11 protein-coding genes and 2 rRNA genes are annotated in these 13,642 nt (G+C 63.8%); 7 read left to right on the plus strand and 6 right to left on the minus strand.

Features of this window, described 5'->3' with window-relative positions; genetic code table 11:
• Together ACPGXI_RS16560 and rrf are read left to right on the plus strand one after the other, a co-directional pair.
• Positions 1–1,046: ribosomal RNA gene (locus ACPGXI_RS16560) — 23S ribosomal RNA — on the plus strand; the annotation flags it as partial.
• A 126-nt stretch (positions 1,047–1,172) separates the two neighbouring features.
• Positions 1,173–1,286, plus strand: a 5S ribosomal RNA gene (gene rrf, locus ACPGXI_RS16565).
• 69 nt (positions 1,287–1,355) lie between these two features.
• On the opposite strand, the gene ACPGXI_RS16570 is transcribed toward rrf, so the two are convergent.
• Together ACPGXI_RS16570 and ACPGXI_RS16575 are read right to left on the minus strand one after the other, a co-directional pair.
• Positions 1,356–1,859 (minus strand): methylated-DNA--[protein]-cysteine S-methyltransferase, encoded by a 504-nt coding sequence (locus ACPGXI_RS16570; protein WP_526654863.1) that lies wholly within the window; start codon positions 1,857–1,859, stop codon positions 1,356–1,358.
• Complete coding sequence (locus tag ACPGXI_RS16575) at positions 1,765–3,348, minus strand: AlkA N-terminal domain-containing protein (protein WP_526654879.1); 1,584 nt, start codon at positions 3,346–3,348, stop codon at positions 1,765–1,767. Before ACPGXI_RS16575 ends, ACPGXI_RS16570 begins: the two co-directional genes overlap by 95 nt.
• A 133-nt stretch (positions 3,349–3,481) precedes the next feature.
• Here ACPGXI_RS16575 and glsA point away from each other — a divergent pair, with 133 nt between their 5' ends.
• Positions 3,482–4,780 carry a glutaminase A gene (gene glsA / locus ACPGXI_RS16580; RefSeq protein WP_526654881.1) on the plus strand — a complete coding sequence of 433 codons (1,299 nt, stop codon included), beginning with the start codon at positions 3,482–3,484 and terminating at the stop codon, positions 4,778–4,780.
• Positions 4,781–4,855: 75 nt separating this feature from the next.
• Positions 4,856–5,527 (plus strand): endonuclease NucS, encoded by a 672-nt coding sequence (nucS, locus tag ACPGXI_RS16585; protein ID WP_526654865.1) that lies wholly within the window; start codon positions 4,856–4,858, stop codon positions 5,525–5,527.
• Positions 5,528–5,602: 75 nt separating this feature from the next.
• Here nucS and mce read toward each other — a convergent pair whose 3' ends face one another.
• Positions 5,603–6,091, minus strand: coding sequence for a methylmalonyl-CoA epimerase (mce, locus tag ACPGXI_RS16590; protein WP_526654867.1), 489 nt, complete (start codon positions 6,089–6,091; stop codon positions 5,603–5,605).
• A gap of 102 nt (positions 6,092–6,193) precedes the next feature.
• On the opposite strand from mce, the gene ACPGXI_RS16595 reads away from it, so the two are divergent.
• From ACPGXI_RS16595 to ACPGXI_RS16605, 3 genes are read left to right on the plus strand one after another with little or no spacing between them, the layout of a single operon-like run.
• Positions 6,194–7,462: a thiolase family protein gene (locus ACPGXI_RS16595; protein WP_526654869.1), complete on the plus strand. Its 1,269-nt coding sequence runs from the start codon at positions 6,194–6,196 to the stop codon at positions 7,460–7,462.
• 54 nt (positions 7,463–7,516) lie between these two features.
• Positions 7,517–7,912, plus strand: a complete 396-nt coding sequence (locus ACPGXI_RS16600) for a DUF3817 domain-containing protein (RefSeq protein WP_526654871.1) — start codon at positions 7,517–7,519, stop codon at positions 7,910–7,912.
• A gap of 13 nt (positions 7,913–7,925) precedes the next feature.
• Positions 7,926–8,825, plus strand: coding sequence for a tetratricopeptide repeat protein (locus ACPGXI_RS16605; protein WP_526654873.1), 900 nt, complete (start codon positions 7,926–7,928; stop codon positions 8,823–8,825).
• A gap of 99 nt (positions 8,826–8,924) precedes the next feature.
• Here the strand turns inward: ACPGXI_RS16605 and glgB are convergent, their stop codons facing one another.
• From glgB to ACPGXI_RS16620, 3 genes are all read right to left on the minus strand, one after another.
• On the minus strand, positions 8,925–11,126 hold the full coding sequence (glgB, locus tag ACPGXI_RS16610; protein WP_526654883.1) for a 1,4-alpha-glucan branching protein GlgB: 2,202 nt from the start codon (positions 11,124–11,126) through the stop codon (positions 8,925–8,927).
• A gap of 22 nt (positions 11,127–11,148) precedes the next feature.
• Positions 11,149–13,239, minus strand: coding sequence for a maltotransferase domain-containing protein (locus tag ACPGXI_RS16615; protein ID WP_526654875.1), 2,091 nt, complete (start codon positions 13,237–13,239; stop codon positions 11,149–11,151).
• A 180-nt stretch (positions 13,240–13,419) separates the two neighbouring features.
• The coding region (locus ACPGXI_RS16620; protein ID WP_526654877.1) for a hypothetical protein at positions 13,420–13,642 on the minus strand (223 nt) is incomplete at its 5' end.

The following is a 13,642-nucleotide window of genomic DNA, read 5'->3' on the forward strand; positions in this document are numbered from 1 at the left end:
GTCAACCCTTTCGAGGGTGAAGCGGAGAATTTAAGCCCCAGTAAACGGCGGTGGTAACTATAACCATCCTAAGGTAGCGAAATTCCTTGTCGGGTAAGTTCCGACCTGCACGAATGGCGTAACGACTTCTCAACTGTCTCAACCATAGACTCGGCGAAATTGCATTACGAGTAAAGATGCTCGTTACGCGCGGCAGGACGAAAAGACCCCGGGACCTTCACTACAACTTGGTATTGGTGCTCGATACGTTTTGTGTAGGATAGGTGGGAGACTATGAAACACACACGCCAGTGTGTGCGGAGTCGTTGTTGAAATACCACTCTGATCGTATTGGGCCTCTAACCTCGAACCGTCTATCCGGTTCAGGAACAGTGCCTGGTGGGTAGTTTAACTGGGGCGGTTGCCTCCTAAAAAGTAACGGAGGCGCCCAAAGGTTCCCTCAACCTGGACAGCAATCAGGTGTTGAGTGTAAGTGCACAAGGGAGCTTGACTGCGAGACCTACACGTCAAGCAGGGACGAAAGTCGGGACTAGTGATCCGGCACCCCCGAGTGGAAGGGGTGTCGCTCAACGGATAAAAGGTACCCCGGGGATAACAGGCTGATCTTCCCCAAGAGTCCATATCGACGGGATGGTTTGGCACCTCGATGTCGGCTCGTCGCATCCTGGGGCTGGAGCAGGTCCCAAGGGTTGGGCTGTTCGCCCATTAAAGCGGCACGCGAGCTGGGTTTAGAACGTCGTGAGACAGTTCGGTCTCTATCCGCCGCGCGCGTCAGAAGCTTGAGGAAACCTGTCCCTAGTACGAGAGGACCGGGACGGACGAACCTCTGGTACACCAGTTGTCCCACCAGGGGCACCGCTGGATAGCCACGTTCGGACAGGATAACCGCTGAAAGCATCTAAGCGGGAAACCCCCTCCAAGACCAGGCTTCTCACCCATACAAGTGGGATAAGGCCCCCCGCAGACCACGGGATCGATAGACCAGACCTACACACCCAGCAATGGGCACAGGGAACTGGCACTAACCGGCCGAAAACTTACAACACCAACAAAACCTCGCAACCACACCACAAAACACACACCCCAGAATCCCAACAGATTCACACCCCACCACCAAAAACACTTCCCCCAAAACAAAAAAAGGGGGACACTCAAAAAAGAGTGAATAAAGTTACGGCGGTCCATAGCGACAGGGAAACGCCCGGACCCATCCCGAACCCGGAAGCTAAGCCTGCCAGCGCCGATGATACTACCCACACGGGTGGAAAAGTAGGACACCGCCGAACACAAATTAAAGTCCTTTGCCCCCCAATACAATTGGGGGGCAAAGGCATTTGTGCCCCCGGAGGCACGCTCTAGCCGAACAGCGTGGGCGTCGTTGATGCTTTTGCCGTCTCCAAATCCAGAAGTGCCCTCTTTCGGCTCAGGCCTCCGCCATATCCCGTCAGCTTGCCGTTCGCCCCGATGACGCGGTGGCAGGGCACGATGATGGCGATGGGGTTGCGGCCGTTGGCCAGACCGACAGCCCGGGAGGCTCCGGGGGCGTCGAGTTGCATGGCGATCTCTCCGTACGATCGTGTCTGCCCGTAGGGGATTGTCATCAAAGCCGACCACACCCGCCGCTGGAACGGCGTTCCGGCCATCTCCAGCTCCAGCTCGAACTCTGTCCGCTGTCCGGCGAAGTACTCCTCGAGCTGGTCGACGGCAGCGGCGAATGCGGTGTCAGCCGGCTCCCAGCCGGCCCGGTCCGGTTCGTAGGTCTGATCAACCATGCGTAGATGCCTGAGCCGGTCCTCGGTTCCGGCAAGTGTCAGCTTGCCGACCGGGCTGTCTACCGTTCGGTATCGCATTGATTCCATCATCTCTCCCTCGTGGTGGCCACTGGTTCACAGAGTGGTCCAGTGCTGTCCAAAGGTGTTGCGTGGCATAGGAACGCCACGGTCGCCAACGGTTGCTGTGCTCGACGAGAAGCCGTGGTGTCGTGGGCAGTCCGATTTGCCGCGCGGCCACGGCCACACCCAGATCCGTTGCCGGGAAGGCATCTGGATCGCCGAGGCCGCGCATGGCGACCATCTCTGCCGACCAGGGGCCTATCCCGGGAAGTCTCAGCAGCTGTTCCCGCGCGGCGTTTCGGTCACATCCGGAATCAAGCCGGACGTCCCCGCTGTTCAGGGCGGCGATCAGTGCGGTCAGCGTGCGTTGTCGGGATCTCGGGAACGCCAGGTGCCGTGCATCGATATCCCGAAGGTCTGCGGCGGCGGGAAACAGATGGGTCAGATCGCCGTCGGGGTCGCTGATAGGACGGCCGTAGGCCGCGACGATCCGACCGGTGTGGGTGCGCGCGGCCTGCATCGACACCTGTTGGCCCAGTACGACACGGATGGCAAGCTCATGCTCGTCGACCGTGCGCGGGATGCGTTGTCCGGGGGCCTTACCGACCAAGGTGCCCAATTCCTCATCTGCGCCGAGTGCATCCACGATCGCCTCTGGGTCGGCATCCAAATCGAGCAACCGCCGGCAGCGGGCGATCGCGGTCGGCAGGTCGCGAAAGTCGTCGACCACCAGCCGGCATCGCACGTGATCGGGGTGCGGGCGCAGGCTGACGATGCCCGTGCCTCGTGGCAAGCGCAGCGTTCGCCGATAGGCGCCGTCGCGGACTTCTTCGACGCCGGGGACTGCGCTGGCGGCCAGATGGCCGAAAAGACCTGTGTAACTGAACGGCGTTCGTACCGGTAGCCGCAACGACATCGCGCCGGTACCGACGGCGTCATCGCGGCCGAATCGCGTCCGCGCCTTTCGGCGCAGCTGCGTCGGCGTCAGATCACACACTGTGCGTACGGTGTCATTGAACTGCCGGATGCTGGAGAAGCCGGACGCGAACGCAACATCGCCGAACGGCATATCCGTGGTTTCGATGAGCACGCGTGCCATGTGGGTCCGTTGCGCCCGAGCCAGTGCCAGCGGTGCCGCCCCAACCTCGGCCTGCATGAGGCGCTCGAGTTGGCGCACGGTGTATCCCACGCGTGTCGCCAACCCGCTGACACCTTCGCGGTCGACTGTGCCATCGGCGATCAGGCGCATCGCCCGGGCGACGGCGTCGCCGCGCACATTCCATTCCGGGGAGCCTGGTGAGGCATCTGGCCTGCATCGCTTGCAGGCGCGGAAGCCGGCTCGCTGCGCGGCTGCCGCCGTCGGATAGAAGCGCATGTTGCGGGCGTGGGGAGGCCTGGCCGGGCAGCTGGGCCGGCAGTAGATCTGGGTGGTGAGAACCGCGGTGACGAACCAACCGTCGAACCGAGCATCCCTGGCCTGGACAGCCCGGTAGCAACGGTCGAAGTCGGCGTGCATGACGGCGGGCATGACATAGACAATTACAGCTGACCGCCGCCAGTACTAGCGGAAAACCGACATCGTCGTCGCCGTGGCCGTCCTGGTCGTCATCGTTGCCGTCGTCGTCGCGGGTGTGGATACACTCCAACGCGTGGCGGAATTGGTGCAGCGATACCTCGACCGCATCTGGGCCGAGCATGCGGGTGACCGCGAGGGCAAGCTGGCCGACTACATCCCTGAACTCGCCTCGGTCGACCCAGCGGGATTCGCCTTGTCGTTGTCTACGGCGGACGGATTTATCTACGAATCCGGCGATGCTGCATTGGAATTCACGATCCAGTCGATTTCCAAGCCATTCACCTACGCCCTCGCGTTGGATCAGATCGGCGCCGACGCCGTGGATGCGAAGATCGGCATCGAACCGTCCGGTGAAGCATTCAACGAGATTAGCGTGGACCGATCCACGAAGATGCCCAAGAACCCGATGATCAACGCCGGGGCCATCGCCGCGGTGTCGCTGATTCCGGGAGCGACCCCAGACGAGCGATTCGCGCTGATCCAGGATTTCTACTCGGCGTTCGCCGGGCGACGACTCGAGTTGGATGAGCACATCTACGCGTCCGAGAAGGTCTCCGGCAGCCGCAACCGCGCCATCGGGTACATGCTGCAGAGCTTCGGGGTACTCCAGGACGATCCCGACGAGGTGCTCGATGTGTACTTCCGACAGTGCTCGCTACGCGTCACCTCCACCGACCTGGCCAAGATGGGCGCGACCCTGGCCCGTGGTGGGGTCAATCCGCAGACAGGCCGTCGGGTGACGCATGCTGCGGTGGTCCGGCGCACGATGTCGGTGATGGTCACCTGCGGAATGTACGACGCCGCCGGCGACTGGGTCAGCGCGGTCGGCATGCCGGCCAAGAGCGGTGTTGGCGGAGGTATCGTCGCGGTTCTGCCGGGCCAACTCGGCATCGGGGTCTATTCGCCGTTGCTGGACGCCAAGGGCAGTAGCGTTCGCGGAGCACGCGTGTGTCGCAGCCTTTCTGAACAGCTCGGCTTGCATTTCCTGACGGTGGCAAGTCATTCGCGGGCAACGCTGCGGGCAGTCTATGAACCGCATGAGGGAATTCGTGTCTACGAGACCCACGGGGACCTGCTGTTCAGCGGCGCCGAGCAGGTGGTGCGGGTAGCAGACCGTGAGCAGGAGCACTTCGATGTCGCGATCTTGGATGTGTCCCGCGTCGACGACATCGACAGTGCCGCAAGAACACTGCTCTCTGGCGTGAGCTCGGCGCTGCGGGCGGCGGGCAAGGTTGGCTATCTGGTGGACCCGGACGGGATCGTGATCCGTACCCGACCGGAACTGGAAGCCATCCGCTTCCGCAGCGTCGACGAGGCCGTCGAGGAGGCGCTGGCTTGGCTGGATCGGAATCGGAGCCTGGGTTCCAGCTGACCGGGAGTGCCGCGGAGCCCCCGCATTGTGACAGCGCCGACTGGCCGGGCACGTTCGACCTTTAAGGTGGTGCGGGTGCGCCTCGTGATCGCTCAGTGCACCGTCGACTACGTCGGCCGGTTGACCGCCCATCTGCCCTCCGCCCGGCGGCTACTGCTGTTCAAATCCGACGGATCGGTCAGCGTGCACGCCGATGACAGGGCCTATAAGCCACTGAACTGGATGAGCCCGCCGTGCTGGGTGGTGGAAAACCTCGACGGCGAGGTGCCGCTGTGGGTGGTCGAGAACAAAGCCGGCGAACAACTTCGCATTACCGTCGAGGACATCGAACACGACTCAAGCCATGAGTTGGGCGTCGATCCCGGGCTGGTGAAAGATGGCGTCGAGGCGCACCTGCAGGCATTGCTGGCCGAACACGTCGACTTGCTGGGCGCGGGATACACCCTGGTCCGCCGTGAGTACATGACCCCGATCGGTCCAGTGGACCTGCTCTGTCGGGATGAGCAGGGCCATTCGGTGGCCGTGGAGATCAAGCGCCGCGGCGAGATCGACGGGGTCGAACAACTCACTCGCTACCTCGAACTGCTCAACCGTGACTCCATACTGGCTCCGGTCGCGGGCGTTTTCGCAGCCCAACAGATCAAGCCGCAGGCTCGGACCCTTGCCCTGGATCGCGGGATACGTTGCCTGACATTGGATTATGACAAGATGCGCGGTATGGACAGCGACGAGTTCCGGCTGTTCTGAGGGCGATGTACGCAGAGGGCCAAGAGCGCGCCGGGCTAACCAAAGCCCTCACCCAGGGCCGACGCGCAAGTGGTCTTAGTGGTCGGCCCTGTCTTGGTTTTCGGTGGCGGGCTCGACGAGTTCGATGAGCACCCCGCCCGCGTCTTTGGGATGGATGAAGTTGATCCGGGAGTTCGCCGTGCCACGCCGCGGTGCGTCGTAGAGCAACCGGACGCCCTGCCCGCGGAGGCGGGCGGTCAACGCGTCGATGTCGCTGACGCGATAGGCCAGCTGCTGCAGGCCGGGGCCGCGTTTGTCGATGAACTTCGCGATAGTGCAGGTGTCGTCGATCGGCGCCATCAACTGCAGCTGGGCGCTGCCTACCGGCGCGCCCCGCACCGACAGCATCGCCTCGCGGACGCCCTGTTCCTCGTTGATCTCTTCGTGCAGCACGATCATGCCGAGGTGGTCGTGGTACCACATGATGGCCGCGTCCAAATCCGGCACCGCGATGCCGACGTGATCGATCCCTGTGACCAGCGCGGCCGCCAGCGCAGGACGGGCGTCGGTCTGTTCGGCGGTCATAACACAAAGGTAACCTAATGACATCGGTTTCGAACAGGCCTAGGTGGATGTATAGCCTTGACGAGCCGTTTCGGAGCGCGCATAACCTTGTTGGAGGTAGGCATGACGACGTCTGTGATTGTTGCTGGAGCCCGTACACCGGTCGGCAAGCTGATGGGTTCGCTGAAGGACTTTTCGGGTACTGATCTGGGCGCCGTGGCGATCGCCGGCGCGCTGGAGAAGGCCTTCCCGAAGGCGGCGGAACCCGCATCCTTGGTCGAGTACGTGATCATGGGCCAGGTGCTGACCGCCGGAGCAGGGCAGATGCCGGCGCGCCAAGCCGCGGTAGCCGCCGGTATCGGCTGGGACGTGCCCTCGCTGACCATCAACAAGATGTGCCTGTCGGGCATCGATGCCATCGCGCTGGCCGACCAGCTGATCCGTGCCGGTGAGTTCGACGTGGTAGTCGCCGGTGGTCAGGAATCGATGACCAAGGCTCCCCACCTGTTGATGGACAGCCGCTCGGGCTACAAATACGGCGACGTCTCGGTGCTCGATCACATGGCCTACGACGGGCTGCATGACATCTTCACCGACCAGCCGATGGGCGCGCTCACCGAGCAGCGCAATGATGCCGATCAGTTCACCCGTGCTGAACAGGATGAATTCGCCGCAGCGTCGCATCAGAAGGCCGCCGCCGCCTGGAAGGACGGCGTCTACGCCGACGAGGTCGTTCCGGTGAGCATCCCGCAGCGCAAGGGTGATCCGATCGAGTTCACGCAGGACGAGGGCATCCGGGCCAACACCACCGCGGAGTCCCTGGCGGGGCTCAGGCCCGCGTTCCGTAAAGACGGCACGATCACCGCCGGTTCGGCATCTCAAATCTCGGATGGCGCATGCGCCGTCGTCGTGATGAACAAGGCGAAAGCCGAGGAACTGGGACTGAGCTGGTTGTGCGAGATCGGGGCCCATGGTGTGGTCGCCGGTCCGGATTCGACCCTGCAGAGTCAGCCCGCCAACGCGATCCGCCGGGCTGTCGCCAAGGAGGGCATCACGCTCGACCAACTCGACGTTATCGAGATCAACGAAGCTTTCTCGGCTGTCGCGCTTGCCTCGACCAGGGAATTGGGTGTCGACCCCGACCGGGTCAACACCAATGGCGGCGCCATCGCCATCGGACACCCGATCGGTATGTCCGGCGCGAGGATCACGCTGCACGTCGCGCTTGAGTTGGCGCGGCTGGGCGAGCGAAGCGACGGGGAAAGTGGCCTGGGCGAGCGAAGCGACGGGGAAAGTGGCCGGGGCGAGCGAAGCGACGGGGCAAGATACGGCGTCGCTGCCCTCTGCGGCGCAGGTGGCCAGGGCGACGCGTTGATCCTGCGCTGTCCCTGAGTCACAGGGTCGGTCAACGACGCTGTGTAGTAGCTGGGTTCATCTTCCGGCACAATGGTGACCATGGCAGTTGCATCCGACGTTGGCCGTGTCGCTCGCTGGTTTCGGGTAATCGCATTGGCGGAGGCGGCCAGTTGGGTCGGCCTGCTGATCGGCATGTATTTCAAGTACCTGGGCGCCCCGCGCACCGAGGTGGGAGTGCAGATCTTCGGCCCGGTGCACGGCGCGATCTTCATCGCCTTTGTGGCGGCGGCGCTACTGGCCGGTATCGCCTTCAAGTGGGGACTCTGGACGTGGTTGCTGGCGTTGCTGGGGAGCCTGGTGCCGCTGGGCAGTGTGATCTTCCTCATATGGGCTGACCGGCGCGGCCTGCTGGGTGCCGCATCGACGGAGACGGCCGAGGTGACCGGTGCAGGGCAACCGGGGCGATCGGTGACCGAAACAACGTGACAGACTTGAACGCGTGACTCGTCCTCGACCCCCTATCGCGCCTGCCATGGCTGGTGCAGTCGATCTGTCGGCACTCAAGCAGCGGGCGGCGACCGCCGGCGAGGGCACGGCACCAGGCCCGCCACCGGGCGGCGTGGAGATCACCGAAGCGAACCTAGAAGCCGAGGTGCTGGTTCGTTCTAACGAAGTCCCGGTAGTTGTGCTGCTGTGGTCGCCGCGAAGTGACCCAAGTGTGCAACTCGGCGAGGCGCTTGCCGGCCTCGCGGCAGCCGACGGCCCCAAGTGGTCGTTGACGACGGTCAACGTTGATGCCATGCCGCGGGTGGCGCAGATGTTCGGCGCGCAGACGGTTCCGACGGTCATCGCGCTGGCTGCCGGTCAGCCGTTGGCGAACTTCGAGGGTGTGCAGCCGACTGAGCAGCTACGGCGCTGGATTGACTCGCTCCTCAAGGCCACCGCCGGAAAGCTCGGCGGCGCGGGCGATGTCGACCAACCTGAGCAGCCCGACCCTGAGGTCGAGCAGGCGCGAAATCTTCTGGACAGCGGGGACTTCGAAGCGGCCCACAGTGCCTACCAGGCGATCCTCGAGGCGAATCCCAACCATGCCGAGGCAAAGGGCGCGGTGCGGCAGATCGACTTCCTGCAGCGGGCGACGAAGCATTCACAGGATGCGGTGGCATTGGCCGACGCGTCGCCGGGCGACATCGACGCGGCGTTGGCCGCCGCTGACGTCGAGATCCTCGCGCAGAACCCCCAAGCTGCTTTTGAGCGGTTGACCGGTTTGGTCAAGCGCACAGCCGGTGACGACCGCACGAACGTTCGCACTCGGCTGATCGAGCTGTTCGAGCTGTTCGATCCTGCCGATCCCGAGGTGATCGCAGGCCGGCGCAATCTCGCCAATGCGCTGTACTAACTGCCGAGCAGACGCGAACTAACACGATTTGGACCAATAGTGCGCGAGTGCGCGTCTGCTCGCGGACTGACTCGCGCGGACTGACTCGCGCGGACTGACTCAGGCGGGCTCGAACCAGAGTGCGGCCAACGGCGGTAACACCATGACCGCAGACGCCGGTCGGCCATGCCACGGCTCGTCGGACGCCTCGACAGCGCCATAGTTGCCGATGCCCGATCCGTGATAGGCGTCGGAGTCGGTGTTGAGGACCTCCCGCCAGGTGCCGGTGTGCGGCAGACCGAGCCGGTACCGCGAATGCTCAGAGCCCGAGAAGTTGAATACGCACGCCATTTTCGAGCCGTCGTCGCCGAATCGCAGGAAGCTCAAGACATTGCTGGCCGAGTCGTTGGCATCGATCCAGGAGTATCCCTCCGGCTGCGTGTCACGTGACCACAGTGCCCGGCTGCCGCGGTAAATGGCGTTGGCGTCGGACAGCATCCGCAGAATTCCGTCAGAGAAGCCGTTCTCGTCGAGCTGGAACCAGTCGACCCCGCGTTCCTCGGACCATTCGTCGCGCTGGCCGAACTCCTGTCCCATGAACAACAACTGCTTGCCAGGGTGCGCCCACTGGTAGGCCAGCAACCCCCGGATTCCGGCTGCCTTCATGTGGTCGTTGCCCGGCATGCGACCCCACAATGTGCCTTTTCCGTGTACGACCTCGTCGTGGCTGATCGGCAGCACGTAGTTCTCGCTGAACGCGTACAACATCGAGAACGTCATCTCGTGGTGGTGATAGCTGCGGTGGATTGGGTCACGCTGAATGAAGGCCAGCGTGTCGTTCATCCAGCCCATATTCCACTTCATCGAGAAACCAAGTCCGCCAAGGTTGGTCGGCCGGGTCACGCCAGGCCAGGACGTGGACTCCTCGGCGATGGTCACGATACCGGGGGTTGCCTTGTGGACGGTGGCGTTCATCTCCTGCAGGAACTGCACCGCTTCGAGGTTCTCCCGACCGCCGTGAATGTTCGGTGTCCAGCCATCGGCGGGGCGGGAGTAGTCGAGGTAGAGCATCGAAGCGACGGCGTCGACCCGCAGGCCGTCGATGTGATATTCCTGCAACCAGTACAGCGCGTTGGCCACCAGGAAGTTACGAACCTCCGCGCGACCAAAATCGAAAACGTAGGTGCCCCAATCTAACTGCTCGCCGCGGTGGGGATCGGCATGCTCGTAAAGGGCGGTGCCGTCAAAGCGTCCGAGTGCCCAGGCGTCCTTCGGGAAGTGGGCGGGCACCCAGTCCACCAGGACGCCAATGCCGGCTTGGTGCAGGGTGTCGACGAGGTGGCGGAATTCATCGGGTGTGCCGAACCGCGCAGACGGCGCGTAGTAGGAGGTGACTTGGTAGCCCCACGACCCGCCGAACGGATGCTCTGCGACGGGTAGCATCTCGATGTGGGTGAATCCGTGCTCGACCAGGTACTGGGTGAGCTGCTCAGCCAGTTCGGTATAGCTCAGGCCGGGACGCCACGATCCCAGGTGGACCTCGTAGGTGCTCATCGGCTCGAATACCGGGTTACGTAACGCCCGGCCGGCCATCCAGTCGTCGTCGCTCCACCGGTAATCGCTGTGGGTCACGCGCGAGGCAGTCTGCGGTGGCACCTCGGTGGCGAACGCCATCGGGTCGGCGCGCTCGGTGACCACCCCGTCGGCGCCGTGCACCCGGAACTTGTACAGTCCGCCGACCGGGAATCCCGGCCAGAACAGTTCCCACACGCCCGTCGACCCGAGCGCGCGCAGCTGAGCCTCATTGCCTTCCCAGTGATTGAATTCTCCGATCAGGTTGACGCCCTTGGCGTTCGGCGCCCACACCGCGAAGGAGACTCCGTCGACCACGCCATCGGGGGTGGTGAAGCTCCGGGGATGCGCGCCCAGGACCTCCCACAGGCGCTCGTGGCGTCCTTCGGCGAACAGGTGCAGGTCCATTTCACCGAGGGTGGGCAGAAATCGGTAGGCGTCGGCAACGCTGTGGGTATGTAGGGTTTCGCCGCCGGTGTCATAGCTCATCTCGAGGCGATAGTCGATGAGGTCGGTGAACGGCACGGCGACGGCGAACAGCCCCGACTCGATGTGGGTGAATCGGTGGCGCTGGCCGCCGATCACCGCATCGACTGCCACCGCGTGCGGGCGGTAGGTGCGGATGACCGTGTGGTCGCCGTATTCGTGGGCACCCAGCACCGAGTGCGGATCGTGGTGGTCGCCGGCCAACAGCCGGCTGAGATCGGCGGTGTGGGGCCGCAGCTGCGGGCCATCGATCTGGTTTGTCAGGTTGGACGTCTTCTTCACGTTGTCACTCCCTACGCAGCAGGTTCAGTCGCTGGTCGGCGGGAACCTGGGGCATGTTGAGCACATGGGCGACGGCTCGGGCAGGTTCCAAACGTACATAATTGCTTGGACCCCAGTGATATTCGTCCCCGGTGATCTCGTCACGCACCCAGAAACGGTCCCCTTGCTCCATGCCCACCGCCGCCATGTCCAGCCAGAGTGTGCCTTCCTCGGGGCCGAACGGGTTCAGGTTTACCACTACCAGCACCTGATCGCCGGTGGCGGGATCGAACTTACTGAAGGCCAGCAGGGCGTCGTTGTCGACGTGGTGAAACATGATGGCGCGCAGCTGCTGCAGAGCGGGGTGCAGCCGCCGGATTTCGTTGAGCCGGGTCAGGAAGGGTTCAAGGGATTCGCCGTCGGTCAGTGCGGCGTCGAAATCGCGCGGGCGCAGCTCGTACTTCTCCGAGTTGAGGTACTCCTCGCTACCTTCGCGAACCGCGCGGTGCTCGAACAGTTCGTATCCGGAATACACCCCCCAGACCGAGCTCATCGTGGCGGCGAGGACCGCGCGGATCGCGAACATGCCGGGCCCGCCGTGCTGCAGGCTCTCGTGCAGGATGTCGGGCGTATTGACGAAGAGGTTCGGTCGGGCATGGTCTGCGTGTTCGGCTATCTGCTGGCCGAATTCGGTGATCTCCCATTTCGCGGTCCGCCAGGTGAAGTACGTGTAGGACTGGGTGAAGCCGAGCTTGGCCAGACCGTACAACCGGGCGGGACGGGTGAATGCCTCGGCCAGGAAAAGCACGTCGGGGTGGATGTTCTTGGCCTCGCCGATCAGCCAGGCCCAGAAATCTGGTGGCTTCGTGTGCGGGTTGTCGACCCGGAATATCTTGACCCCGTGTGACATCCAGAACCCGACGACGCGCAGGACTTCCTCGTAGATGCCCACGGGGTCGTTGTCGAAGTTCAGCGGGTAGATGTCCTGGTACTTCTTGGGCGGATTCTCGGCGTAGGCGATGGTGCCGTCCGGCAGCACGGTGAACCACTCCGGATGATCCCGCGCCCAGGGATGATCCGGCGCGCATTGCAATGCCAGATCCAGCGCCACCTCAAGGCCTTGGCTGGCGGCGGCCGCGACGAAGTCGTCGAAGTCATCGATCGTGCCCAGCCTCGGGTGCACCGCGTCGTGCCCTCCCTCGTCGCTGCCGATAGCCCACGGCGACCCAACGTCGTCGGGCGCAGCGACCACGCTGTTGTTGCGGCCCTTACGGTGCACGTGTCCGATCGGATGGATAGGCGGCAGGTAGGCGACATCGAAGCCCATCCGGGCCACTCGCGGCAGCGCTTCGGTCGCCGTGGCGAACGTTCCGTGTACGGCGTTTCCGGCGCTGTCCCATCCCCCGGTTGAACGGGGGAAGAACTCGTACCAGGAGCTGAAACGCGCCTGCGACCGATCCACCCACACGCCGTGCTGCCGGCCACGGGTGACCAGTTCGCGCAGTGGGTATTGGTCCATCAGTTCGGTCACTGCGGGTGCCAATGCGGCGCCGGCGCGCCAGAACGGATCGCCGGGCTCGCGCAGCCTGTCTGCGGCTTGCAGCACCGGGTAGCGCAGCTGACGCGGCACCCCGGTTGCCGCGCGATCCAGCAACCGCGCTCCGATCAACAGGTCGTTGGACAATTCGGCTTCGCTCTGTCCCGCATCGAGCTTGGCAATGACGTTCTTTCGCCAGGTGGCGATCGGATCGCCCCAACCGTCGACGCGGAATGTCCACAACCCGACCGCATCCGGGGTGAAGTGGCCATGGAAGACATCGGGAGTCCGGCCGAGCGTCATCGGCGTCGTGGTGGGCCGGACGCGCGAGGTCGAGGCCACTATGTCCTGCATCGGGACCGGTTCGGCGGCGCGTATGCGGCCTGGTGGCTCGTCGGCCAAGGGGGGATAGGTGGTGCCGTGATAGCGCACCACCAGGGTGGCTGACACCGCATCGTGGCCTTCGCGCCACACCGTCGCGGTGACCGGCACCACCTCGCCGACGACCGCCTTGGCGGGGAACCGCCCACCAGAAACCACTGGCGCAACGTCATCGATCTCGATCCGACCGGCGGTCAATTACCCACTCCCAACCATTCTGCGAATCCTGCGCGCTGCCCGCCCCCGGGGGGATCGTCGTCTGGTGGCGATCAAGGCATGGTCTTTCAGACACCCTGCGCCCATACCCACCGTAGTGCGGCGCTGGATCACATGGAGGACGAAGCCCGACCATCGGGTGTCGGAGCATAAATCGGGACGTCAATCGGTCCAGAAAGGGTCGATGAGTTGCTCTGCGATGATTCGTTCGTCCAGGGCTTCGACGGTCTGGCCGCCGATCGCTGCGACTACCTGGCCAGGCTGCTGTGGAACCAACAGCTCACAGCTCAGAACGGCGGTATAGCCGGACGCTTCACCCCTGCGGGTGAAGGGCAGGTTCAGCGCGGGAGGACAACCAAAAATGTTGAAGGGCACGGTGTCAATT

It is taken from the genome of Mycobacterium sp. (assembly GCF_049608025.1).
Classification (GTDB): domain Bacteria; phylum Actinomycetota; class Actinomycetes; order Mycobacteriales; family Mycobacteriaceae; genus Mycobacterium.